Source organism: Streptomyces sp. NPDC034049 (genome assembly GCF_055575575.1).
The window spans coordinates 274,953-298,331 of record NZ_JBVISJ010000011.1; the positions used below are offsets into that span (position 1 = coordinate 274,953).

Sequence of the window (23,379 nt, forward strand, 5' to 3'; positions counted from 1 at the left end):
GGCTTCCACGGGCAGCGGTCGGTGTCGGTTGCCCGAATGCGACCGGCCACCCGTATGCATCTGGTATGCGCCGAACGGGTGGCCTTCAACCCCTACTCCTCGATCGGGAGCGCGACTTCCGCGGCCGCGTCCGGCCCTTGTTCGAGCAGGACGGCGAAGCCGTCCTCGTTGAGGACGGGGACCTTCAGCTGCATCGCCTTGTCGAACTTGGAGCCCGGATTCTCACCGACCACGGCGAAGGAGGTCTTCTTCGACACCGATCCGGTGACCTTGGCGCCCCGGCTCTGCAGCGCCTCCTTGGCGCCGTCCCGGGTGTGGTGTTCGAGTGTCCCGGTCACCACGACCGTCAGCCCTTCGAGGGGCCTGGGGCCTTCGTCCTCGCCGGAGCGCTCGTCCTCCAGACGGACGCCTGCGGCCTTCCACTTGCGCAGGATCTCCTGGTGCCACTCCACCGCGAACCACTCCTTCAGGGAAGCGGCGATGATCGAGCCGACACCGTCGGTGGCGGCGAGCTGCTCCTCGCTCGCCTCCCTGATGGCGTCGATGGAGCGGAACTCGCGTGCCAGCGCCTCGGCGGCCACCGGGCCGACGTGCCGGATCGACAGACCGGTGAGAATGCGGGCGAGCGGCCGGTTCTTGGCCGCCTGGATGTTCTCCAGCATCGCGACCGCGTTCTTCTTGGGCCCGCCCTCCTTGTTGGCGAAGACCATGGCGTGCTTCTCCTCGCCGGTCTCCGGGTCCCGCTTGGGCAGACCGCTGTCCTGGTCGAGGACGTACGCCTTGATGGGCAGCAACTGCTCGATGGTGAGGTCGAACAGGTCGCCCTCGTCGAGCAGCGGCGGCTCGGACGGCTCCAGCGGCTTGGTGAGCGCGGCGGCGGCGACGTAGCCGAAGTGCTCGATGTCGAGGCACTTGCGGCCGGCGAGGTAGAAGAGACGCTCACGCAACTGGGCCGGGCAGCTGCGGGAGTTGAGGCACCGCACGTCGATGTCGCCCTCCTTGGCCGGCGCCAGCGGCTCGCCGCACTCCGGGCACTCGGTCGGCATCACGAACGGGTGGGTCTCGTTCTTCTTGCGCAGCGCCACGACCGGCCCGAGGATCTCGGGGATGACGTCACCGGCCTTGCGGATGACGACCGTGTCGCCGATGAGGACGTCCTTCGCCTTCACGACCTCCTGGTTGTGCAGGGTCGCGAACTCGACCTCCGAGCCGGCCACCGTGACCGGCTCGACCTGGGCGTACGGGGTCACACGGCCGGTGCGTCCGACGCCCACCTTGATGTCGATGAGCTTGGTGTTGACCTCTTCCGGCGCGTACTTGTAGGCGATCGCCCAGCGGGGTGCGCGGGCCGTCGACCCGAGACGGCCCTGCAGCCGGATCTCGTCGAGCTTGACGACGGCGCCGTCGATCTCGTGCGCCACGGAGTGGCGGTGCTCGCCGTAGTAGGCGATGAACTCCCGTACGCCGTCGAGGTCGTCGACCACCCGGTTGTGCTCGGCGGTGGGCAGGCCCCAGGACCTGAGGAGGTCGTAGGCCTCGGAGAGGCGGGTGAAGCCGCCGTCGAAGCCCTCCAGGGCGCCGATGCCGTGGACGACCATGTGCAGCGGCAGGGTGGCGGTGACCTTGGGGTCCTTCTGGCGCAGTGAACCCGAGGCGGAGTTGCGGGGGTTGGCGTACGGCTTCTCACCGGCCGCCACCCGGCGTTCGTTGAGACCCTGGAAGGCCTCCATCGGGAAGTAGACCTCGCCCCGGATCTCGACGAGCCGCGGGAGGCGGTCGCCCTTCAGCCGGTGCGGGATCTCGGCGATGGTCATGACGTTGGGCGTGATGTCCTCGCCGGTCCGCCCGGTGCCCCGGGTGGCGGCACGGGTGAGCCTGCCGTCCTCGTACGTCAGGTTGACCGCGAGGCCGTCGATCTTGAGCTCGCACAGCAGGTGGTAGTCGGAGGTGCCGACGTCCTTGGCGACGCGCTCGGCCCAGGCGGCGAGGCCCTCGTCGTCGAAGACGTTGTCGAGGGAGAGCATGCGCTCGCGGTGCTCCACCTCGGCGAGGTCGGTCTCGTACTCGACGGCCACCTTCTGCGTCGGCGAGTCCGGCGTGCGCAGCTCGCTGTACTCGTCCTCCAACGCCTCCAGCGTGCGCAGGAGTTCGTCGAACTCCGCGTCGCTGACGATCGGGTCGTCCTTCACGTAGTACCGGAAGCGGTGCTCCTCGATCTGTTCGGCGAGCCGCGCGTGCTGCTCGCGGGCCTCGGCGGGCACCGCTGCCTCGGCGGGTACCGATGTGGGCTGTGCGTCCTTGTCGCCGGCCACCGTGTTGTCCTCCGTCACTCTGGGTTGTCCGCGAGGGATCTCGCCGCCTTGACGCAGTGGGCGAGCGCCCGCCGTGCGTACGCCGGGGAGACCCCCGCGAGCCCGCACGTCGGCGTGACCGTGACCGCCTCCGCGAGCAGCCCCGGATGCAGCCCCAGCCTGCGCCACAGCGTCCTGACCCCCATGACGCTACCGGCAGGGTCCGACAACGCCCCCTCCGTCGTCGGCACGACACCGACGAGCAGCTTCGTGCCCCCTTCGACCGCTTCCCCGATCATGTCGTCGTCACGCTCAGTGAGCAAGGTGAAGTCGAACGAGATACCGGTGGCACCGGCGCGGCGCAGGAGCGCGAAAGGTACGTCGGGGGCGCAGGAGTGCACGACGACCGCCCCCTGCTCCGCGTGCACGCCGATGACGTCCCTGAGGGTGGCCTCGACGAGCTGGCGGTCCACGGCGCGGTGGGTGCGGTAGCCGCTGGCGCTCTTGACCTGGCCGCGCAGGACGGCGATCAGGGACGGCTCGTCCAGCTGGAGCACGATCGTGGCGCCCGGGACGCGCCGCTGGACCTCGGCGAGGTGCTGGCGCAGGCCCTCGGCGAGCGAGCCGGCGAGGTCGCGGCAGGCGCCGGGGTCGGAGAGGACGGCCTCGCCGTTCTTCAGCTCCAGCGCGGTCGCGAGGGTCCAGGGGCCGACGGCCTGGACCTTCAGCGGGCCCTCGTACCCCTGGGTGAACTCCTCCAGCGCGTCCAGGTCCTCGCCGAGCCACGACCTGGCCCGCTTGGTGTCCCGGCCGGGGCGGTCGCCGATGCGCCAGCCGCTGGGCTCGACGCGGGCGTACAGCTCGACCAGCAGGCCCGCGGTTCTGCCGATCATGTCGGCGCCGGGGCCTCTGGCGGGGAGTTCGGGGAGGTGGGCCATGCCTGTCTCCGGCCACTCGAAGGTGCCGGTGACGCTCTTGGCGGCTTCGCGGGCGTCGCCGCCCGGCAGGGACCCGACGCCGGTGGCAGGGCCGAAACTGAAGTCTTCACTCACGCCTTGAAGCGTACGGCTCCGCTGGGGGCGCGTAGTCGGGTGCGGGTGAGTGGGGGCTGGTCGCGCAGTTCCCCGCGCCCCCGAAAAGCAGGGGCTGCGCCCCGCCTTTCAGGGGCGCGGGGAACAGCGCGAGAAGCCCCACCGGAGCCGCACCCGACAACGCACCCCGTTCGGCAGACCCCTCAGGCGCCCGGCCGGACCGTCAGGTCGTTCACCTCCGCGTCCCGCGGCAGGTCCAGCGCCATGAGGATCGTCGTGGCGACCGACTCCGGCGCGATCCAGCGCGAGGCGTCGTACTCCTTGCCCTCCTGCTGGTGCACCTTCGCCTGCATGGGACTGGCCGTGCGCCCCGGGTAGACCGTGGTCACCCGGACCCCGTTGCCGTGCTCCTCCCAGCGCAGGGAATCGGCGAGGGCCTTGAGCCCGTGCTTGGAGGCCGCGTAGGCGGACCAGTCCGCGTGCGCGTTGAGGCCCGCGCCGGAGTTGACGAACACCACATGGCCCCGCGCGGCGCGCAGTTGGGGCAGGAAGTGCCGGGTCAGCTCGGCGGGAGAGACGAGGTTGACGTTGAGCTGGTGCCGCCACGACTTCGGCGTCAGTTCGCCGACCGCGCCGAGGTCCACCACGCCCGCGATGTGCAGCAGCGAGTCCACCCGGTCGGGCAGCGTCTGGTGGGAGAAGGCCCAGGACAGCTTGTCCGGGTCCGCGAGATCGCCGACCAGGGTCCGCGCCCCCGAGAACTCGGCCGCCAGTTCCTTCGCCCGCCCCGCGTCGCGCGCGTGCAGCACGAGGTCGTCGCCGCGCTCGTGCAGCCGTCGGGCGACGGCCGCGCCGATGCCGGAACCCGCCCCGGTGATCACATGAGTAGCCATGCGGTCATGCTCGCATCACGGGAGCGGGACGGAAAACGGCTCAGGCGACGCCCCGGCTCTCCTCCAGGTACGCCATCGCGCCCACCGGCTCCTCCGCGAAGAAGACCAGGTCGGTCAGGGGGCGGGGCAGGAAGCCCTCGTCCTCCATGCGCCGGAACTGTTCCTTCAGCCCGTCGTAGAAGCCGGCTGTGTTCAGCAGGACCACCGGCATCTCCGTGTGGCCGTGCTTCTTCAGCTCCAGGATCTCCGTCGCCTCGTCGAGCGTGCCGGTGCCGCCGACCATGATGACGACCGCGTCGGCCTTCTCCAGGAGCAGCCGCTTGCGCTCGGCGAGGTCCCGCGCGACCACCATCTCGTCCGTGCCCGGCCGCGTCTTCGCCGCGAGGAACTCGACGGAGACGCCCAGCAGTCTGCCGCCCGCCTCCTGCACCCCGTCGGCGACGACCTTCATCAGCCCGACGTCCGAACCTCCCCACACCAGGGTGTGCCCGCCCTTGCCGATCAGCTTGGCGAACTCCTTCGCGGGGCGGGTGTAACGGTCGGCGAGGTCGGCGGCGGAGAGGAAGACACAGATGTTCATGGGTCCACGTTAGGGGGCGGCACCTACATCGGGTCCGCTCGTCCGCCGGGTACCTCCGCCACCGTCGCGCGGATCTTCGACTGGCGGTGCGGCAGGTCCTCCCAGTCGTCCATGAGGCGGGCGGACAGACCGTGTTCGCGGGCGAGTTCGACGAGGGTCTCGGTCCGGTAGTAGAAGTCCTCGTGCAGTACCTGGTGTTCGGGGCCCTCGGTGCGGCCGAAGGTGAAGTCGAAGAAGCCGCCGGGGGCGAGGACACGGCCGACGTGGGCGAGGCACTGCTCGATGACGTGCGGCGGCGAGTGGGAGAACACGCTGTGCGCGTGGACGACGTCGAAGTACCCGGCGGGCAGGAAGGAGAAGGTGAGGTCGGCGACGAGCGCCAGATGCGGGAGCTTGGCCTGCAGGCCCTCGCGGGCGAGGGTGCGCTGGGCCTCCATGAGGATGGCGGGCGAGATGTCGATGCCGTAGTAGTTGCCGGTGTCGAGGTGGTCGATGAACAGCCGCCCGGCCCGCAGGTTCCCGCAGCCGATCTCCAGCATCCGGTGCCGTGGCTCCAGGCCGTGCCGCAGGAGGTAGTCGAACTGCATCCGGCCCATGCGTTCCCACTTCTCGGCCGACGGGTTGTGCCCGACGGCGGCCTCCGGGCTGCGCGCGGTGTCGGCGGCCATGACCGCCCGGTAGTAGGCGATGTGGTCGCGGTGCTTCAGCCGCAGCCAGGTGTCCCGGGCCACGCGGTGAGCGTGCGCGGGCACCCGCCGGGGGTGCCGCAACGCGTACCGCACCCGATGGGACAGACTCCGCCGATTGCGGAAAGCGGCGCCGGTCTCCCTCCCGGCCCCCTGTCCACCGGACGGCCCTCCGGGCTGCTCGGGCGGTATGTCGGCGCGCCCCGGTGGTACGCCGGGCCTTTCGGGTGGGTCCATGGCTGGCATCTCGGCCTCCTCCGTCCCCCTGCGGCCCGTCAGGGCCTTCCGCCGGGCTCGGGGAGCCCACCAAGCAGCCTGCGCCGCGCACGCGCGGACGGCTACCCGGGGAGAGACGATCGTGGCCGGTGGACCTACGCCACGCCGGCCTTCGCGCGCGTGGTGGAGGCGATCGTCGCGGAGCCGACGACGCGCGTGCCGTCGTACAGGACGATCGCCTGGCCGGGGGCGACGCCCCGGACCGGCTCGGTGAAGCGGACCTGGAGGGTGTCGTCCACCAGTTCCGCGTGGACCTCGGTCTCGCCGCCGTGGGCGCGCAGCTGGGCCGTGTAGGTGCCGGGGCCGGTGGGGGCCGCGCCGCACCAGCGGGGCTTGATCGCGGTCAGGGCGTCGACGTCGAGGGCGGCGGCCGGACCGACCGTCACCGTGTTGTCCACCGGCGAGATGTCGAGGACGTAGCGCGGCTTGCCGTCGGGGGCGGGCGTGCCGATGCGCAGGCCCTTGCGCTGGCCGATGGTGTAGCCGTAGGCGCCCTCGTGGGTGCCGAGGACGGTTCCGGACTCGTCGACGATGTCGCCCTCGGCCTTGCCGAGGCGGCTCGCCAGGAAGCCCTGGGTGTCGCCGTCGGCGATGAAGCAGATGTCGTGGGAGTCGGGCTTCTTCGCGACGGCCAGCCCCCTGCGCTCGGCCTCCGCGCGGATCTCGTCCTTCGTCGTCACCGTGTCCCCCAGCGGGAACATCGCGTGGGCGAGCTGCCGGTCGTCCAGGACGCCGAGGACGTACGACTGGTCCTTGGCCATGTCGGAGGCCCGGTGCAGCTCCCGGGTGCCGTCCTCGCCCACGATCACCTGGGCGTAGTGGCCCGTGCAGACCGCGTCGAAGCCCAGGGCGAGCGCCTTGTCGAGCAGGGCCGCGAACTTGATCTTCTCGTTGCAGCGCAGGCAGGGGTTCGGGGTGCGTCCGGCCTCGTACTCGGCGATGAAGTCCTCGACGACGTCCTCGCGGAAGCGCTCGGCGAGGTCCCAGACGTAGAAGGGGATGCCGATGACGTCCGCGGCGCGGCGGGCGTCCCGGGAGTCCTCGATCGTGCAGCAGCCGCGCGCGCCGGTCCGGAACGACTGCGGGTTCGCGGACAGCGCCAGATGGACGCCCGTCACGTCGTGCCCGGCTTCCGCCGCTCGGGCGGCGGCCACGGCGGAGTCGACCCCGCCGGACATGGCGGCGAGGACACGGAGGGGGCGGGTCTGCTGCGAGATCTCAGTCATAACCCTTCCAGGGTACGGGTCGCCGGGAACCGGAACCCGCGAGTATCCGTTGACGCTCTCGTGGGAACGAGAAAGGCTTCGAAGAACGGCTCCGGCGGTGGCGACGCGGGCCGGCGCGTGGGGCGCCGGGCGCTGCTCATCGGCACGGCCGTGGCCGCCGTCGGCACGGCCGTGGTGGCGCGGGACGAGCTGACGCGCGCGTGGTGGCGGGTGCCGGGGGTCACGAAGCCGCGCAAGGAGGGCGAGGTCGACTACACGGGCGCGAAGTGGGTCGCGGCGTCCGACGCGAACTGGCGGCTGGCGGACCGGCCGGACGACTTCGGGATAGACATGGTGATCATCCATGTCACCCAGGGCAGCTTCGACAGCGCGGTGAAGGTCTTCCAGGACCCGGAGCACGGCGCGGCGGCGCACTACATCGTCCGCAGGGACGGCCATGTCACGCAGATGATCCGCGAGTTGGACGTGGCGTACCACGCGGGCAACCGCGACTACAACGAGCGCAGCGTCGGCATCGAGCACGAGGGTTTCGTCGAGAAGCCCGAGGACTTCACCGACGCGATGTACGAGGCCTCGGCGCGGCTGACGGCCCGGATCTGCGCGCGGTACGACATCCCGCTCGACCGCGAGCACATCCTCGGCCATGTCGAGGTCCCCGGCACGGACCACACGGATCCCGGCGAGGGCTGGGACTGGGACCGCTACATGAAGCTGGTGCGGGCGGCGGCGAAGACCGGGACGTCGACTCCCGCCTGACCCTCGACAGCCGGGCCACAGGGGCGCGAGAGGCCGGGGACGGCGCCACCACGGACCGTCGATCACGTGACGGGCATCGGACCGGCGCGTACCCGGACCTGAGGTGAGAGAGAGCCGGCGTCGGCGGGGGCTCCAGGACGGCGGTGGGGTCACGCATCGGCGGACTCGGTGACCGCCGCCCCGCCGTCGACTCGGCTGCCGGGCGGCGCTCTCAGCTCAGGCCCGCGGTGCGGGCGCGTTCCACCGCCGGGCCGATCGCCTTCGCGACCGCCTCGACGTCCGCCTCCGTGGAGGTGTGGCCGAAGGAGAAGCGGAGGGTGCCGCGCGCGAGGTCCGGGTGGGTGCCGGTGGCGAGGAGGACATGGCTGGGCTGGGCGACACCGGCCGTGCAGGCGGAACCCGTGGAGCACTCGATGCCCTGGGCGTCGAGCAGCAGCAGCAGCGAGTCGCCCTCGCAACCGGGGAACGTGAAGTGCGCGTTGGCCGCGAGGCGCCCCGCCGGGGACGGGTCACCGCCGAGGACGGCGTCCGGCACCGCCGTACGCACCGCCTCGATCAGGGCGTCGCGCAGGGCGCCGATCTCCCGGGCGAACCACTCGTGCTGCTCGGCGGCGAGCCGGCCGGCGACCGCGAAGGAGGCCACGGCCGGGACGTCGAGGGTGCCGGAGCGGACATGGCGCTCCTGGCCGCCGCCGTGCAGCACGGGCACGGGGCTGTACTCGCGGCCCAGCAGCAGCGCGCCGATGCCGTACGGGCCGCCGATCTTGTGGCCGGAGACGGTCATCGCGGCGAGCCCGGAGGCGTCGAAGTCGACCGGAACCTGTCCGAAGGCCTGCACCGCGTCGGCGTGCAGGGGGACGTCGAACTCCGCTGCCACGTCGGCGAGTTCGCGGACCGGCATGATCGTGCCGATCTCGTTGTTGGCCCACATCACGGTGGCCAGGGCGACATCGTCGGGGTTGCGGGCGACGGCCTCACGGAGGGCTTCGGGGTGGACCCTGCCGTACGCGTCCACCGGGAGGTACTCGACGGTGGCGCCCTCGTGTTCGCCGAGCCAGTGGACGGCGTCGAGGACCGCGTGGTGCTCGACGGGGCTGGCGAGGACCCGGGTGCGGGCCGGGTCGGCGTCGCGGCGGGACCAGTACAGCCCCTTCACGGCGAGGTTGTCGGCCTCCGTGCCGCCGGAGGTGAACACCACCTCGCTGGGGCGGGCTCCGAGGGCTGCGGCGAGGGTCTCGCGGGCCTCCTCGACGGTGCGCCGCGCTCGGCGGCCGGAGGCGTGCAGCGAGGAGGCGTTGCCGGTGACGCTCAGCTGGGCGGTCAGGGCCTCTGCCGCCTCGGGGAGCATCGGGGTGGTCGCCGCGTGGTCGAGGTAAGCCATGGTGAGCCGATTCTACGGGGCCGGGTCCGGGCGACCTCGGGGTGCTCCGGTGAGCCGGGGTTTTCCGGCCTCAGACGCTCCAGGACACCGTGTTCGTCGTCTGCATCAGGGTGGCCAGGACGATCAGGTCGGCGACGCCCAGGCCGAGGCCCAGGAAGGCGCGGCCCCGTCGGGTCGTGCCGCGCTTGAGGGCCACCGCCGCGAGGACGATCGCGATCGGGCCGAGGAAGAGGTTGAGCACGAGGAGGCCCAGGAGGCCGAGGACGAAGGAGGCGACGGCCATGCCGTCGGCGTCACGGCCTCGGGGGCGGGCGGTGGTCGTTCCGGTCTGCTGGCGCGGGGCGGTGAGCTGCATGGTCGGTCTGCTCCCAACGGGTTGGCGGTGACGGACGGTCAGTGCGTGCGGTGACCGCGGCGGGCGTGGCGCTCGCGGTACGCGAAGATCGCCAGCCAGAGCGCGATACCGACGGCCAGGACCGTCGAGACGGCCGGCGGCACATGGGCCACGGTGCCCAGGACGACACCCAGCAGCAGAAGTGCGGCGACGAGGAACAACATCGTGGAATGCCTCCGTGACAGTTGGGTGAACGGTTGTAGTAACAGTTGTTCACTGACTCTCAAGTCTAGCGCGCCGCCCGGCTTTGCAATTACGGAGAACAGTTGTTAACTGCATGGCATGAGTCACACTTTCGGCGTCCGGCAGGTGCAGAAGCAGAAGACGCGGCGGGCGCTCATGGACGCCGCCCTCGCCCTGCTGGAGGAGCAGAGCCTCAGCAGCCTCGGACTTCGCGAGGTCACCCGGGCCGTGGGGGTCGCCCCCACCGCGTTCTACCGGCACTTCCGGTCGACCGCGGACCTCGGCGTCGCGCTGGTCGAGGAGGCGCTCGGCAGTCTGCACCCGGTGCTCGGGGATCTGATGTCGGCGGTGGGCGACAGTGACGAACTCATCGAGCGCGCCGTGGATCTGATCGCCCGCCACGTCGACGGGTACCCCGCGCACGTCCGGTTCATCGCACGCGAACGGCACAGCGGGGTCCAGCCGGTGCGGGACGCCATCCAGGGGCAGCTCACCCGGTTCACCGAGGAGGTCCGCGGCGAGCTGGCCAAGCGGCCGGAGACGGCGGGATGGACCGACGACGACCGGCTGATGCTCGCGGGTCTGTACGTCGATCAGATGCTGGTGACCGCCTCGCTGTTCCTGGCGGCCCAGGACGAGCCGGAGGAGGAACGCCTGCGGGTGACCCGGCTGGCGGGCCGCCGGATGCGGCTGATCAGCATCGGCTGCCGCCACTGGCTGGACTGATCCATCGCGCGCACGACAGGGAGGGCGAGCCCGATGCACTCGGGCGCGCCCTCCCTGTCGCCGCTCCGCCGGTCAGTCGGACAGCCTGGCCCTGGCCAGCTGGCGTGACTGGGCGACCAGGCGGTCTGCGCTGTCCCAGACCTCGGCGTCCTCCTCCAGGAAACCCCCGGCGAGATTGCGGGTGGTGATGGCGACGCGGAGCGGCCCCGGCGCCGGGCGGCACCGGATGTGCACGGTCAGCTCGACCGTCGGGACCCAGCCCTTCAGGCCCATCTCGAAGGCGGTCGGCGGCAGCGCGTCCACCGCGAGGAGCAGGGAGAACGGGTCGGCGTCACGCCCGTCGGCGAGCCCGAACCAGGACCGCATCTCACCCTTGCCGGAGGGGGCGCCGAGGGCCCAGCCGAGCGTCGCGGGGTCGAGCTTCAGGAACAGCCGGTCGGCGATGGCGGAGCCGCCGGGGACGGGGCCGGGCGCGTCCTGCGGGCCGAAGCACTCCTCGATCGGCGGCATCGCGGGCGGCTGCGCCGTCGTCCGGACGTCGTCCGGGAGGGAGTCCAGGTCGCCGTAGGAGGCGAGGACTCGGATCCGCTCGATCTCGCGGCCCTCGTCGTCGTACTGGAAGAGGGAGGCCTGGCCGGTCGAGAGGGTCCGGCCGGTGCGGACGACGTCCGTGCGGACGACCGCCGGGCCGGGCTGGGACGCGGTCAGGTAGTACGCGGAGATCGTGAACGGGTCGTCGTGCGGGAGCGCGTCGGCGAGGGCGCGGCCGAGGACGGCCAGCAGATAGCCGCCGTTGACGGCACCGATGATCGTCCAGCCGGCGGAGAGGTCGATGTCGTAGACGCCGGGGGCCCGCCGGGTGAGCGCGGTGTCCCGGTCGAACTCGCTGTCGCCGACGGTGGCCTGTACGGAAGCTGCTTCGGGCATGGATGAACCGTACAACAGGTCATTACTAAGCGGTAGCTTTATGCCTGGGGTCCGCTCTCACGCCTCCTCGACGGCCGCGGACCGCCTGTTCCACGCGCGCGGCGCCCGCCAGTGGCAGCGCATCGCCAGCAGTCGCAGGACGAAGGCGGTGACCGCGGCGAGGGCCGAGGTGACGGGGGTCAGGGCGTCCTGGCTGATGCAGAGCACGACCAGCCCGGCGCCGACCATCGCGGGCACGGCGTACAGGTCGCGGTCCCAGCGCAGCAGCGAGGGCACCTCGTTGGCGAGGACGTCACGCAGCACACCGCCGCCGACCGCTGTGGCGAGGCCGAGAGTGGCGGAGGCGGTCAGGCCGAGCCCGTAGTCGTACGCCTTGGTCGTGCCCGCGACGCAGAAGAGGCCGAGGCCGGCGGCGTCGAAGACGTTCACCCCGGCCTGGATGCGCTCCACGTGCGGATGGAGGAAGAAGACGAGGAGGGCGGCGAGCAGCGGGGTGAGGAAGTAGCCGAGGTCGGTGAAGGCGGCCGGCGGTACGGCACCGATGACCAGGTCCCGGAACAGCCCGCCGCCGAGCGCGGTGACCTCGGCGAGGACGGCGATGCCGAAGATGTCGAAGTTCTTGCGGACGGCCAGGAGCGCGCCGGAGATGGCGAAGACGAAGATGCCGATCAGGTCGAGCGGGTAGGGGGACACCCGTACATTCTGCCCTGCAAACAAGCGTGCGCCTTGCAATGCAAGGCGCACACCGTCTGACGTCAGTCTTTCCCGGGCTTCTCGGGGCCCTCGGGCTCCTTGGGCGCTACGGGCGCTTCGGGCTTCTCGGGGGCCTCCGGCGCCGCAGGGGCCTCAGGCACCTCCGGCTCCTCCGGCTTCTTCACCGTGTCCGGTACCAGCTCGCCCGCCTCCTTCGCGGCCGTGAGCAGGACGACGTCCTGCGGCTGCTGGTCCTCGAAGTTCTCCGGGTGGTGGCAGGCGACCCGCTGGCCCGGCTTCAGCTCGGCGAGCGGCGGCTCGGTGGTCTTGCAGACCTGGGTGGCCTTCCAGCAGCGGGTGTGGAAGCGGCAGCCGCTCGGCGGCGCGATCGGCGAGGGCACATCGCCCTTGAGCAGGATGCGCTCGCTCTTGGCGCCCCGGCGCGACGGGTCCGGGATCGGCACGGCCGACAGCAGCGCCTTGGTGTACGGGTGCATCGGCGCCGCGTACAGCGAGTCCCGGTCGGCGAGTTCGACGATCTTGCCGAGGTACATCACCGCGATGCGGTCGGAGACATGGCGGACGACGGAGAGGTCGTGCGCGATGATCACGTACGTCAGACCGAGCTCGTCCTGGAGGTCGTCCATCAGGTTGACGACCTGGGCCTGGATGGACACGTCGAGCGCGGAGACCGGCTCGTCCGCGACGACCATCCGGGGCTTGAGGGCGAGCGCGCGGGCGATGCCGATGCGCTGGCGCTGGCCGCCGGAGAATTCGTGCGGGTAGCGGTTGTAGTGCTCGGGGCTCAGGCCCACCAGCTCCAGGAGGCGCTGGACCTCCTTCTTCACCCCGCCCTCGGGCTCCACGCCCTGGAGCTTGAAGGGCGCCGAGACGATGGTGCCGATGGTGTGCCGGGGGTTCAGCGAACCGTACGGGTCCTGGAAGATCATCTGGATGTCGCGGCGCAGCGGGCGCATCCCGGCGGTCTTCAGGTGCGTGATGTCCGTACCGTCGAACTCGACCTTCCCACCGGAGGGTTCGAGGAGGCGGGTGATGAGCCGGCCCATGGTCGACTTGCCGCAGCCGGACTCGCCCACGACACCGAGGGTCTCGCCGCGGCGGACCTCGAAGTCGATGCCGTCGACGGCCTTGACCGCCCCGACCTGCCGCTGGAGCAGGCCCTTCTTGATGGGGAAGTGCTTGACCAGGCCCTCGACCCTGAGCAGCGGTTTCTCGTCGGCGTCGGCGCGCGGGGCCGGCACGGCGGCCCGGGTCTCAGTCTCGCTCACAGCTTCGGCGCAATCTCTTCGGTCCAGATCCGCGTACGGTCCTCCTGCGACAGGTGGCAGGCGGTGAAGTGCCGGCCGCCGACCTCGCGCAGCTCGGGGCGCTCGGTGCGGGTGATGTTGTCCTTGGGGACGTCCGCGTAGGGGCAGCGCGGGTTGAAGGCGCAGCCCGAGGGGACGTTGATGAGGCTCGGCGGCTGGCCCTTGACCGGGATGAGCCGGTCGGTCTGGGCGCGGTCGATGCGCGGCATCGAGCCGAGCAGGCCCCAGGTGTAGGGGTGCTGCGGCTGGTGGAAGATGTCGTCGACCGGGCCGCGCTCCACACAGCGCCCGCCGTACATCACGAGGATGTCGTCGGCGATCTCGGCGACCACGCCGAGGTCGTGCGTGATGATGATGACCGCGGAGCCGAACTCCTTCTGCAGGTCCCGGATCAGGTCCAGGATCTGTGCCTGCACGGTCACGTCGAGCGCGGTCGTGGGCTCGTCGGCGATCAGCAGTTCGGGGTTGTTGACCAGGGCCATGGCGATCATGGCGCGCTGGCGCATACCGCCGGAGAACTCGTGCGGGTAGCCGTCGACCCGCTTGTGGGGCTCCGGGATGCCGACGCGGTCGAGAAGTTCGATCGCGCGCTTGCGGGCGACCTTCTTGCTGACGTCGTGGTGGACCCGGTACGCCTCGACGATCTGGCTGCCGACCTTGTAGTACGGGTGCATCGCGGACAGCGGGTCCTGGAAGATCATCGCCATGTCGCGGCCGCGCAGCCGGCGCACCTCGTCGGGGCTCGCCCCGACGAGTTCCTTGCCGTCGAGCCAGATCTCGCCGGACATCCGGACGTTCTTGCCGCGGGCGCCGAGCCGGTGCAGGCCCATGATCGCCAGCGAGGTGACCGACTTGCCGGAGCCGGACTCGCCCACGATGCCGAGGGTCTTGCCCTTCTCCAGCTGGAAGGAGAGACCGTCGACGGACTTGACCACGCCGTCGTCGGTGGGGAAGTGCACCTTGAGGTCGCGCACTTCGAGGAACGCCTCGGGGGCGTCCCCCGCGCGTGCGGGCTCGCCGACGGCGGCCCCGGTCTTGGACAGTTCGGTCACGAGAGCCTCACCCGCGGGTCGATCGTGGCGTACAGCAGGTCCACCACAAGGTTCATGAAGACGACGAAGAACGCCGCGAGCAGGGTCACCCCGAGGATCGGGGGCAGGTCGTTGGCGCTGATCGACTGGACCGCGTACTCACCGATGCCGTGCAGGGAGAACACGGTCTCGGTGATCAGGGCGCCGCCGAGGAGCAGGCCGAGGTCCATGCCGAAGACCGTCACCAGCGGGGTCAGCGCGGCGCGCAGGCCGTGCTTGACGACCACCTTGCGCTCGTGCAGGCCCTTGGCCCGCGCGGTGCGGATGTAGTCCTCGTTCATCGTCTCCAGCATGCCCGAGCGGGTGAGCCGGGCGTAGATGGCCGAATAGAGGAGTGCCAGCGAACACCACGGCAGGAAGAGGGTGTTGGCCCACTGCGAGGGGTTCTCGGTGAAGGGGACATAGGTCCTGCCGAAGATCTCCAGCTGGTAGCTGAACAGCAGCAGGGCGAGCTGACCGGTGAAGAACATGGGCAGGGAGACGCCGGCGAGCGCCACGCCCATCGCGGCCCTGTCGAAGATCGACCCGGGCTTGAGGGCCGAGATGACACCGGCCGCGATACCGCCCAGCAGCCACAGCACCGCGGCACCGGACGCGAGCGAGATCGTCACGGGGAGCCGGCTGGTGAGCTGCGGCCAGACCTCCAGATGGTCCTTGAAGGAGTAGCCGAAGCAGGGCGCGTCGCAGCGGACCGTGGTGGGTCCGAGGTCGTACGTGGCACCGGAGACGATCCCCTTGAGGAAGTTCCAGTACTGCTCGTAGACCGGCTGGTCCAGACCCAGGTTCCGCTTGACCGCCGCGATGTCCTCGGGCGAGGGGTTCTTGCCGATGTACTGCTGTGCCAGCTGGTCGACTGTCTGCCCGGCGAGCTTCGGCAGAATGAAGAAGATGCCGAAGGTGACCGCGGTGACGACGAGCAGCAGGATCACCGCCGCGATCGTCCGGCGGATGATGTACGAGATCACGAGGACCGGCGCCGGCGCCCGCGGGTGTGCTCACCCGCGGGCGCCAATGCCTTCACCTGCCTTCCGGGGCTACTTCTTTTCCGTGGTACCGATGTTGAGGTAGTCGTACTGACCGCTGAAGGCCGAGGACGACACCAGGTTGGTGGCGTACGGCGAGCGGTACAGCAGGACCTTGAAGTAGGTCAGGGGCACGATGGCGGCCTGCTCCATGACCTTCTTGTCGACCTCGGTGTACGCGGCGGTGCGGGCGGCCTCGTCGGTGTTGCCGATCGCGTCGTCGAGCAGCTTGTTGATCGCGGGGTCGTTCAGCTCGGACAGGTTGGTGTTGCCGGACTGACCGATGGCCTTGCCGTGCACGATCTGCTGCAGGAAGCCGTAGCCGGTGGGCCAGTCGGAACCCCACTGCATCATGATCAGGCCGATGTCGTTCTTCTTGTTGAACGCCGGCACACCCGCGTAGTCGGAGAAGTACTTGCCCGACGGGTACTGCTTGATGTCGGCCTGGATGCCGACCTTCTTCAGCGCCTCGACGACCGCGGTGGCCGCGTCGACCTCGCCCTGACGGTCGGTGCGGGCGGAGATGGAGGTCTTGAAGCCGCCCTCCTTGCCGCAGGCCTTCAGGCTCTCCTTGGCCTTGGCGACGTCACCCTTGCTGTCCGGGGTGGCGTACGCGTCGGCCTTCTCGTAGCCCGTGACGTCCGGGGGCAGCACCGTGGAGGCGATGTCACCGCGGATCGGGCCACCCATGGCGGTCTGCACGGCGACCTTGTCGATCGCGTACTCGACGGCCTTGCGGCAGTCGACGTTGTCGAACGGCGCGACCTTGGTGTTGATCGCCGTGTAGACGAGACGGCCGCCGGACGCGTTGTCCGTGTTGGCCTTCTGGTCCGCGTCCTTGAGGACCTGGGCCTGGGTCTGGGCGTCGACACCGGTGCCCTGGATGTCGATCATGGTGTCGCCGGACATGACGTCCTTGTCGATGGTGGCCTTGTTGACCTTCAGGTTCACCACGATCTTGTCCGGGTACTGCTTGCGCAGCGGGTCCGTCTTGGCGTCCCACTCGGGGTTGCGGACCAGGACGATCTGCTTGCCCTCGTCGTACTTCTGGAACTTGTACGAGCCGGTGGAGACGACCTTCTTGGTGTAGTCGACGCCGGTGTCCTTGGCCTTCGGCACCGGGGCCGTCTGCGGCATGCTCGCCAGGTAGTCGAACTCCGAGAACGCCTTGTTCAGCTTGAAGACGATCGTGTGATCGTCCGGCGTCTCTATGGAGGAGATGCCCTTGTCGCTCTTGTCCGCGTAGGGACCCTTGTACTTCTTGGGGTCGTTCAGCATCTGCTGGAAGTAGTTCGGGCCCAGCGAGAGCACGTCACGCGCGAAGTTCGAGCGCTCCACGGCGTACTTGACGTCCTTGGACGTGACCGGGGTGCCGTCCTCGAACTTGACGCCCTGGCGGATCTTGTACGTCCAGGTCTTGCCGCCGTCGCTGGGCGTGCCCGCGCTCTCGGCGAGGTCCGGGACCAGCTCGTTGCCCTTCTCGCCCGGGCCGGGCTTGAACGTCATCAGCGGACGCGCGTAGAGGCGGCTGAAGTTGAAGCCGTACGCGTAGTACATGTTGCCCGGGTCGAGCGACTCCGGTGCGTCGGAGCTGGCGTACGTGACCGTGCCGCCCTTGTGGGTGGACTCGTTGACGACACCCTTGGTCGCGGCGTTGGCGCCGGCGCCCTTGGGGGTGTCCGTACCGTCTTCCGCCTTGCTGCAGGCGGACAGGAGCAGGCCGGCGCTGCTCACAACCGCGACAGCGGCCATTGCTGACCTTCGCATGATGGTCGGTTTCCCCTTCGTAGTTGGACAGTTGTGTGGGACGACGTCCGCAGACGTCAGCGGCTGCGGGGGTCGAGGGCGTCCCGGAGGCCGTCACCGAGGAGGTTGAAGGCCAGCACCGTGATGAAGATCGCGAGGCCGGGAACGATCATGTACTGCGGGTCGACCTCGAAGAAGTCGACCGCCTGGTTGAGCATGCCGCCCCAGGAGGCCTGCGGCGGCTGGATCCCGACCCCGAGGAAGCTGAGCGACGCCTCGAAGATGATGTTGGTCGGGATGAGCAGGGTGGAGTAGACGATGATCGGCGCGACGAGGTTGGGCAGCAGCTCCTTGAACAGGACGTACGGGCCGCCCGCTCCCATGCCGCGCGAGGCGTCGATGAACTCCCGCTCGCGCAGCGCCAGGGTCTGACCGCGCACGATGCGTCCCATGTACGGCCAGTTGAAGAAGCCGATGACGAAGATCAGCACCGAGATGTGCAGCGGCAGTCCTTCGAGGCCGAAGGCGCCGCCCTGGAGCGTCGCCGAGATGGCGATGGCGAACAGCAGCAGCGGGAACGCGAGGAAGGTGTCCATCAGCCGGCTCACCACCGTGTCGACCCGGCCGCCGTAGTAGCCGGCGACCAGTCCGAGCACCACGCCGATGGCGTTCGACAGCAGCGTCGCGCCGAAGGCCACCACCAGGGAGACCCAGGAGCCCTCCAGGATGCGGGCGAGGATGTCGCGGCCGAACTTCGGCTCGACACCGAGCGGGTGGTCCCAGCTCATCCCGCCGAAGTCACCCTTGGGCAGGGAGGTGTTGGGGTCGATCAGGTCCTGGTTGAACGCGTTGGGGTCGAGCCCCAGCAGCGCCTGGAGCGGCCGGGAGAGGGCCGCGATCAGGATCAGCAGGACGACGATGATGCCGCCGGCGACCGCCACCCTGTCGCGCTTGAAGCGGGTCCAGGCGATCTGGCCGAGTGAACGGCCCTCGATCTTCTTGGCCTCGACGCCTACCAGCACGGCCTCGGGCTGTGCCTCGGCCTGCGATCCGGTCGTCTCAATGGGTGCGGTCATCGTCCCTCGTGCTTGCCCGTGCCGGTGGTTGCCGACTGTGCCTGGCGGCCGCCCGGGTCTGCGGTGCGGTCCGTCACCACTACTGCTCTCTTGCTCTGTGACTACTGCTGGGTACGAGAGGGAGGTACGGCACCGAACTTCACCGCATGAACAGCGTGTTCGCCGGATCCCCCCACTGCTCTGGGGGAGTCTTCAACGGTCGCGCGATCAGGCACCAGACTTGGCGGCGAATGTATGCGCAACCGTGATGTGGCCAGCAGGGTTCCGCTATGCGGACGTCACGCTCTGTTGAGCGGTGGAAACCACGCTCACCCGGCTCAGTACCCGCTCGGGTAGCCGTATCCGCCCGCCGCCGGTGCCTGGGCGGGCGCCGCGTGGGCCTCGCGGTCGTAGAAGGGGCGGGCGCCCGCGCGCAGCCACATGGCGACCGGGTCGTACTCGTCGGACATGGCGACGGTGGAGACGGGCAGACCGTCGGGGACCGCGCCGATGGACTGCTGCATCATCGCCCGCACCGAGTCGACGGCCGGCGGCGAGGTGTCGTACACGTCGAGGCCGATGGCGAGGTACGGCGCGCCAAGCGCGGGCTGCACCCAGGCGCGGCGCAGGGAGCGCACGGCGGGCGTGCGGTGGGCGTTCTGCGTCAGCAGGGCGTAGAACTGCGGGATCTCGATGGCCGGCTCGGAGAGCCTGAGCGGGCCCGCGGGCTGCCGCTCCAGGCCGGTGGCGATACGGCGCAGGTCGAGCCAGGGGACGCCGACGCCGCCGCCCGGCGCGTGCGGGTTGAGCCAGAGGCCGTAGTGGTCGGGGTAGAGGGTGCGGGCCACGTCGAGGCCGTCGACCACCTCGTAACTGCGGTTCCAGCCACTGGCGGAGAGCTCCTGGGCGGAGGTCACGCACGGGGCGTAGTTGAACCCGTCGACCTCCATGTTCCCGTACTGGGCGTCCGGGGAGCCGGCCTGGCCGTGCCAGAGCAGCATCCAGATCTGGCCGGAGGACGGGGTGGCGAGGGCACGCAGCAGCGCCTCGTAGGCGTCGTAACGCCCGGGCGTCACCTGCCGCAGCATGTGCTCGACCTGCCCGGTGGCGATGCTGCCGCTCACGTTGGCCGTCCTTCGTGTTGGACCCTGGTTATAGGAGACAGCTTAGGTGGTGCGCTGGTTGAGCCGGTCAGGACTCGGGGGGTGCGGTGATCTGCGGACTACGGGTCGTGTGTGGTTGATCGCGCCCACGCGGCGGACCCGCTTATGGACACAGCCCGCGCCCCTGACGGGGCGCCGGTCAGTACCCCTGTTGGTAGAAGGGCCGTACCTTTTCGCGGAGCCAGTCGCCGACCGGGTCCTGGGCCACGTCCAGGAAGACCATGTTGACCGGCCAGGGGACGGGTGCCTTGGTGAGGGCCCGGCCGAGGGCGGCGAGGGGGAGGGAGCGGTCGGCCTCCCAGGAGGCCAGTTCGACCCCGATGAACATGACGGGGTCGGCGGTCTCGATGGTGGCGAGGCAGCGGCGGGCGGAGAGGACGACTCCGGTTCCGGCGAACTCGGCGGAGGCCGCGGCCAGGAAGTCCACCGGGTCGTCCTGCCAGTCCGGTTCGTGGAGACGGACGCGGGCGCCGCTCGCCGATCCGTCCAGCGGGGTCCGCCCGGCCCGGCACAGCTCGGCCACGGCGGGCGGCGGCAGCGGGATGCCCACGACGCCGTCGGGGTTGAGGGCGAGCCCGATCTGCGGGGGCAGGCCCCGCGCGAACTCGACGGCCGGGGCGATCGTGTACGACATGTGGTTGCCGACGACCTGGCGGAACTGCTCCTCGGAGCTGAAGACCGGCACGTACGCCTGCCCGTCGAACTCCATCGTCGGCAGGTCGAGCTGACCGCTCTGCGGGCCGCCGCCCTCCGGCAGCGGCACCCAGACGAAGCTGCGGGCCAGCACCTCCACGATCCGTGCCCCGGCCTGGGGCACACCGAGCGAGGCGGACAGCACCTCCTCCAGCTCGTTGCCGGGCCATCCGCCGTGCCCATGGGGATACGCCTGTGCCGGAAAGTCCGCCGGGAAGTCCATCTGCTGCCTACCGCTTTGCTCCGTGATGCTGTTGTCCCTGCACCTTAATTGCTTCGGGGTGCGGGCGCGCCCTTCAGGAGCGCGGGAAGTCGATCCGCTTCAGGACGTCGGCGGCGTCCCGGTCGATGAGCACCGCGGCCCCGCACCCCTGGGGCAGCCGCCCCTCCTCCACGGCCCGCAGCAGCCGGGTCATGGCCCCCCGGTGCCGTGCGAAGGCGTACCGGGAGACGCCCCGTCCCCGCTCGCGCTGTCCGTGCCGGGCCTCACCGGGGGTGACGTCGAGCAGCAGCAGGTGCAGCGTGCCGCCACGGCGGCGCGCCTCGCGCGCGAGCCAGTTGCGCACCCACGCCTGCGCCCCGCAGTCGTGCACGACGACGCCCTCCCCCGAGCGGAGGGCGCGTCGCAGCGCGGCGTAGTGCGCGAGGCGCACGAAGGGCCGGTAGACGGCGTACGGCAGCTGCCGGGCGAAGCGGGCGTCGAAGCGGTCGCGGGTGTCCTGGGAGTCGATGCGGACGCCGGGGACGGCCCGCCGCATCAGGGTCGACTTGCCGCTGCCGGGCAACCCGGTGACCACCACCAGGTCGTCCGGCCCGAAGGAGAGCTCGTGGGGACTGCGCCCGGAACGCGCCCGGAGGTCGCGGACGACCGCCCTCGGGAACGGGCCGCACGCCGCGCCGACCGGTGCGACGGGCTGCTTGGGCATCGCGATGCCCGACGTCGTCGCGTACGCCGTGGTCCTGTTCACCGTGATCGTCCTCCCCAGGGGTATGGAGATCCCATCCCCACAGACCGTAAAGAAAAGGTAATGCCCGATCCCTCCTGGTTCAGTCCTCATATGGCCACAAGAGTGCTACGGACCGCTGTGTCTGTCTGTGCTCGGGCGACCCCCACCTGTGAAAGGTCCCCCTGCCGCCCCGCGTCGATGCGTGCAATGATGTGGCCGCCAACTGCATACCGGCCGCTTGAACCCGCGCGGGAGAGCTCCCAGCAGTGGATCGCTGGGGCGCCGAAGGAGCAAGTCCCTCCCTTGAATCTCTCAGGCCCAGATACCGCGTGGGCGAGGCACATCTGAAAAGCGGGCCGCACCTCCTCTTCCACGGGGGCGGCTCCACCCACGGTGCAAGTCACGACCACCGGTACGTACGGTCGTGGTGAACCTCTCAGGTTCCGATGACAGATGGGGAGGACTTTCCTCACCTGTCATCTGTCATTCCCTGGGAGCAGAAACCGATGAGCAGCAGCCCCACCACCGGACCGCGCCGTACCGCGCTCGATGCCCTGCATCGCTCGCTCGGCGCGACGATGACCGACTTCGCGGGCTGGGACATGCCCCTGCGCTACGGCTCCGAGCGGGACGAGCACATCGCCGTCCGCACGAGGGCCGGCCTCTTCGACCTCTCCCACATGGGCGAGATCACCGTCACCGGCCCGCAGGCCGCCGCGCTGCTGGACCACGCACTCGTCGGCGACCTCGGCGGCGTGAAGCCCGGCCGTGCCCGCTACACCATGATCTGCCGCGAGGACGGCGGCATCCTCGACGACCTGATCGTCTACCGGCTCGCGGACACCGAGTACCTGGTCGTCGCCAACGCCTCCAACGCCCAGGTGGTGCTGGACGCGCTGGTGGAGCGGTCCGCCGGATTCGACGCCGAGGTGCGCGACGACCGGGACGCCTACGCGCTGCTGGCCGTGCAGGGCCCCGAGTCGCCCGGGATCCTGGGCTCCCTCACCGACGCCGACCTCGACGGCCTGAAGTACTACGCGGGGCTGCCGGGCACGGTCGCCGGGGTTCCCGCACTGATCGCCCGCACCGGGTACACCGGCGAGGACGGCTTCGAGCTGTTCGTGAAGCCGGAGCACGCGGTCGAGCTGTGGCAGGCGCTGACCAAGGCGGGCGAGGGCGTCGGCCTGGTGCCCTGCGGACTGTCCTGCCGGGACACCCTCCGTCTGGAGGCGGGCATGCCGCTGTACGGGCACGAGCTCTCCACGGCGCTGACCCCCTACGACGCGGGCCTCGGGCGGGTGGTGAAGTACGACAAGGGCGACTTCGTTGGCCGCGGGGCCCTGCGCGAGGCCGCCGAGAACGCCCACCACGAGCCGCCCGTCCTCGTCGGCCTGATCGCCGAGGGCCGCCGTGTCCCCCGCGCCGGGTACCCCGTGGTCGCCGAGGGCAAGGTGGTCGGCGAGGTCACCTCCGGCGCCCCCTCTCCCACGCTGGGCCGGCCGATCGCGATGGCCTACGTCGACGCCATGTACGCCGCGCCGGGGACCCCCGGGGTCGCCGTGGACATCCGGGGCAGCCACGAGCCGTACGAGGTCGTGGCGCTGCCGTTCTACAAGCGGCAGAAGTAGACACTGGGCGCGAGGTCGCCCGCCCCGAGCGTGACACTGGGCACATTCGCGCTGCTCAACAGCGGTTTCAGCAGTCCCCCATTCATCACCACTCCCTCGCGTACAGGAGAATTCAGGCCATGAGCAACCCCCAGCAGCTGCGCTACAGCAAGGAGCACGAGTGGCTGTCGGTCGCCGAGGACGGCGTCTCGACGGTCGGCATCACGGAGTTCGCGGCGAACGCGCTCGGCGATGTCGTCTACGCCCAGCTCCCCGAGGTGGGCTCCACGGTGACCGCGGGCGAGACCTGCGGCGAACTGGAGTCCACGAAGTCGGTCAGCGACCTGTACTCGCCGGTCTCCGGTGAGATCACCGAGATCAACGAGGACGTGGTGAGCGACCCGTCGCTGGTGAACACCGCCCCGTTCGAGGGCGGGTGGCTGTTCAAGGTACGCGTCGCGGAGGAGCCGGACGATCTGCTCTCCGCCGACGAGTACGTCGCCCACACCGCCGGCTGAGAAGACTCGAAAGCACTGAGGTCGTACGCATGTCGCTTCTGAACACGCCCCTGCACGAGCTGGACCCGGACGTCGCCGCCGCCGTCGACGCCGAGCTGCACCGCCAGCAGTCCACCCTGGAGATGATCGCCTCGGAGAACTTCGCTCCGGTGGCGGTCATGGAGGC

The 23,379-nt window shown here is 70.3% G+C and carries 23 protein-coding genes, 1 pseudogene and 1 riboswitch; of the genes and pseudogenes, 5 read left to right on the forward strand and 19 right to left on the reverse strand.

Annotated elements, in window-relative coordinates; translation table 11 throughout:
- Window positions 1–92: 92 nt before the first annotated feature.
- The 6 genes from ligA to mnmA all read right to left on the reverse strand — a co-directional run bounded on the left by ligA (window position 93) and on the right by mnmA (window position 6,983).
- Window positions 93–2,312 carry an NAD-dependent DNA ligase LigA gene (ligA, locus tag ACZ52C_RS29450; RefSeq protein ID WP_469077605.1) on the reverse strand — a complete coding sequence of 740 codons (2,220 nt, stop codon included), beginning with the start codon at window positions 2,310–2,312 and terminating at the stop codon, window positions 93–95.
- A 14-nt stretch (window positions 2,313–2,326) separates the two neighbouring features.
- Complete coding sequence (locus ACZ52C_RS29455) at window positions 2,327–3,343, reverse strand: methionine synthase (RefSeq protein ID WP_469077583.1); 1,017 nt, start codon at window positions 3,341–3,343, stop codon at window positions 2,327–2,329.
- A 182-nt stretch (window positions 3,344–3,525) separates the two neighbouring features.
- Complete coding sequence (locus ACZ52C_RS29460) at window positions 3,526–4,215, reverse strand: SDR family oxidoreductase (protein WP_469077584.1); 690 nt, start codon at window positions 4,213–4,215, stop codon at window positions 3,526–3,528.
- A gap of 40 nt (window positions 4,216–4,255) precedes the next feature.
- A complete protein-coding gene (locus ACZ52C_RS29465; RefSeq protein ID WP_469077585.1) occupies window positions 4,256–4,795 on the reverse strand; it encodes an LOG family protein in 540 nt (179 codons plus the stop codon).
- 23 nt (window positions 4,796–4,818) lie between these two features.
- Window positions 4,819–5,589, reverse strand: coding sequence for a class I SAM-dependent methyltransferase (locus ACZ52C_RS29470; protein ID WP_469077606.1), 771 nt, complete (start codon window positions 5,587–5,589; stop codon window positions 4,819–4,821).
- 263 nt (window positions 5,590–5,852) lie between these two features.
- Complete coding sequence (gene mnmA / locus ACZ52C_RS29475; protein WP_469077586.1) at window positions 5,853–6,983, reverse strand: tRNA 2-thiouridine(34) synthase MnmA; 1,131 nt, start codon at window positions 6,981–6,983, stop codon at window positions 5,853–5,855.
- 60 nt (window positions 6,984–7,043) lie between these two features.
- Here mnmA and ACZ52C_RS29480 point away from each other — a divergent pair, with 60 nt between their 5' ends.
- Window positions 7,044–7,739 (forward strand): N-acetylmuramoyl-L-alanine amidase, encoded by a 696-nt coding sequence (locus ACZ52C_RS29480; protein WP_469077587.1) that lies wholly within the window; start codon window positions 7,044–7,046, stop codon window positions 7,737–7,739.
- Window positions 7,740–7,950: 211 nt separating this feature from the next.
- Here the strand turns inward: ACZ52C_RS29480 and ACZ52C_RS29485 are convergent, their stop codons facing one another.
- From ACZ52C_RS29485 to ACZ52C_RS29495, 3 genes are all read right to left on the reverse strand, one after another.
- Entirely contained in the window at window positions 7,951–9,120 is a 1,170-nt protein-coding gene (locus tag ACZ52C_RS29485) for a cysteine desulfurase family protein (RefSeq protein ID WP_469077588.1), read from the reverse strand.
- A gap of 70 nt (window positions 9,121–9,190) precedes the next feature.
- Window positions 9,191–9,475: a hypothetical protein gene (locus ACZ52C_RS29490; protein WP_045562474.1), complete on the reverse strand. Its 285-nt coding sequence runs from the start codon at window positions 9,473–9,475 to the stop codon at window positions 9,191–9,193.
- A 38-nt stretch (window positions 9,476–9,513) separates the two neighbouring features.
- On the reverse strand, window positions 9,514–9,678 hold the full coding sequence (locus ACZ52C_RS29495; RefSeq protein WP_045562475.1) for a hypothetical protein: 165 nt from the start codon (window positions 9,676–9,678) through the stop codon (window positions 9,514–9,516).
- A 118-nt stretch (window positions 9,679–9,796) separates the two neighbouring features.
- Here ACZ52C_RS29495 and ACZ52C_RS29500 point away from each other — a divergent pair, with 118 nt between their 5' ends.
- A complete protein-coding gene (locus ACZ52C_RS29500; protein ID WP_469077589.1) occupies window positions 9,797–10,423 on the forward strand; it encodes a TetR family transcriptional regulator in 627 nt (208 codons plus the stop codon).
- Window positions 10,424–10,495: 72 nt separating this feature from the next.
- Here the strand turns inward: ACZ52C_RS29500 and ACZ52C_RS29505 are convergent, their stop codons facing one another.
- From ACZ52C_RS29505 to ACZ52C_RS29550, 10 genes are all read right to left on the reverse strand, one after another.
- Window positions 10,496–11,350, reverse strand: coding sequence for a thioesterase family protein (locus ACZ52C_RS29505; RefSeq protein ID WP_469077590.1), 855 nt, complete (start codon window positions 11,348–11,350; stop codon window positions 10,496–10,498).
- Window positions 11,351–11,407: 57 nt separating this feature from the next.
- The gene (locus ACZ52C_RS29510; RefSeq protein WP_469077591.1) at window positions 11,408–12,043 is read right to left on the reverse strand and encodes a trimeric intracellular cation channel family protein; all 636 of its coding nucleotides are present in this window, start codon (window positions 12,041–12,043) and stop codon (window positions 11,408–11,410) included.
- A gap of 62 nt (window positions 12,044–12,105) precedes the next feature.
- Window positions 12,106–13,332: an ABC transporter ATP-binding protein gene (locus ACZ52C_RS29515; RefSeq protein ID WP_469077592.1), complete on the reverse strand. Its 1,227-nt coding sequence runs from the start codon at window positions 13,330–13,332 to the stop codon at window positions 12,106–12,108.
- On the reverse strand, window positions 13,329–14,423 hold the full coding sequence (locus ACZ52C_RS29520; protein WP_275455977.1) for an ABC transporter ATP-binding protein: 1,095 nt from the start codon (window positions 14,421–14,423) through the stop codon (window positions 13,329–13,331). The genes ACZ52C_RS29515 and ACZ52C_RS29520 overlap by 4 nt, the downstream gene beginning before the upstream one ends.
- Complete coding sequence (locus ACZ52C_RS29525; protein WP_469077593.1) at window positions 14,420–15,427, reverse strand: ABC transporter permease; 1,008 nt, start codon at window positions 15,425–15,427, stop codon at window positions 14,420–14,422. The genes ACZ52C_RS29520 and ACZ52C_RS29525 overlap by 4 nt, the downstream gene beginning before the upstream one ends.
- A gap of 69 nt (window positions 15,428–15,496) precedes the next feature.
- Window positions 15,497–17,251: an ABC transporter substrate-binding protein gene (locus tag ACZ52C_RS29530; protein WP_469077594.1), complete on the reverse strand. Its 1,755-nt coding sequence runs from the start codon at window positions 17,249–17,251 to the stop codon at window positions 15,497–15,499.
- Window positions 17,252–17,307: 56 nt separating this feature from the next.
- Window positions 17,308–18,306 (reverse strand): ABC transporter permease, encoded by a 999-nt coding sequence (locus ACZ52C_RS29535; RefSeq protein WP_469077595.1) that lies wholly within the window; start codon window positions 18,304–18,306, stop codon window positions 17,308–17,310.
- Window positions 18,307–18,623: 317 nt separating this feature from the next.
- Window positions 18,624–19,373, reverse strand: coding sequence for an enhanced serine sensitivity protein SseB C-terminal domain-containing protein (locus tag ACZ52C_RS29540; protein WP_469077607.1), 750 nt, complete (start codon window positions 19,371–19,373; stop codon window positions 18,624–18,626).
- A 214-nt stretch (window positions 19,374–19,587) separates the two neighbouring features.
- Window positions 19,588–20,364: an enhanced serine sensitivity protein SseB gene (locus ACZ52C_RS29545; RefSeq protein WP_469077596.1), complete on the reverse strand. Its 777-nt coding sequence runs from the start codon at window positions 20,362–20,364 to the stop codon at window positions 19,588–19,590.
- Between the two features lie 73 nt (window positions 20,365–20,437).
- Complete coding sequence (locus tag ACZ52C_RS29550) at window positions 20,438–21,115, reverse strand: AAA family ATPase (RefSeq protein ID WP_469077608.1); 678 nt, start codon at window positions 21,113–21,115, stop codon at window positions 20,438–20,440.
- 212 nt (window positions 21,116–21,327) lie between these two features.
- A riboswitch (glycine riboswitch) is annotated at window positions 21,328–21,426 on the forward strand.
- Between the two features lie 168 nt (window positions 21,427–21,594).
- Here ACZ52C_RS29550 and gcvT point away from each other — a divergent pair.
- The 3 genes and pseudogenes from gcvT to ACZ52C_RS29565 form a co-directional block, all read left to right on the forward strand.
- Window positions 21,595–22,716: a glycine cleavage system aminomethyltransferase GcvT gene (gene gcvT, locus ACZ52C_RS29555; RefSeq protein ID WP_469077597.1), complete on the forward strand. Its 1,122-nt coding sequence runs from the start codon at window positions 21,595–21,597 to the stop codon at window positions 22,714–22,716.
- A gap of 119 nt (window positions 22,717–22,835) precedes the next feature.
- On the forward strand, window positions 22,836–23,213 hold the full coding sequence (gene gcvH / locus ACZ52C_RS29560; RefSeq protein ID WP_045562486.1) for a glycine cleavage system protein GcvH: 378 nt from the start codon (window positions 22,836–22,838) through the stop codon (window positions 23,211–23,213).
- Between the two features lie 29 nt (window positions 23,214–23,242).
- Window positions 23,243–23,379, forward strand: a pseudogene (locus tag ACZ52C_RS29565) (serine hydroxymethyltransferase); the annotation flags it as partial.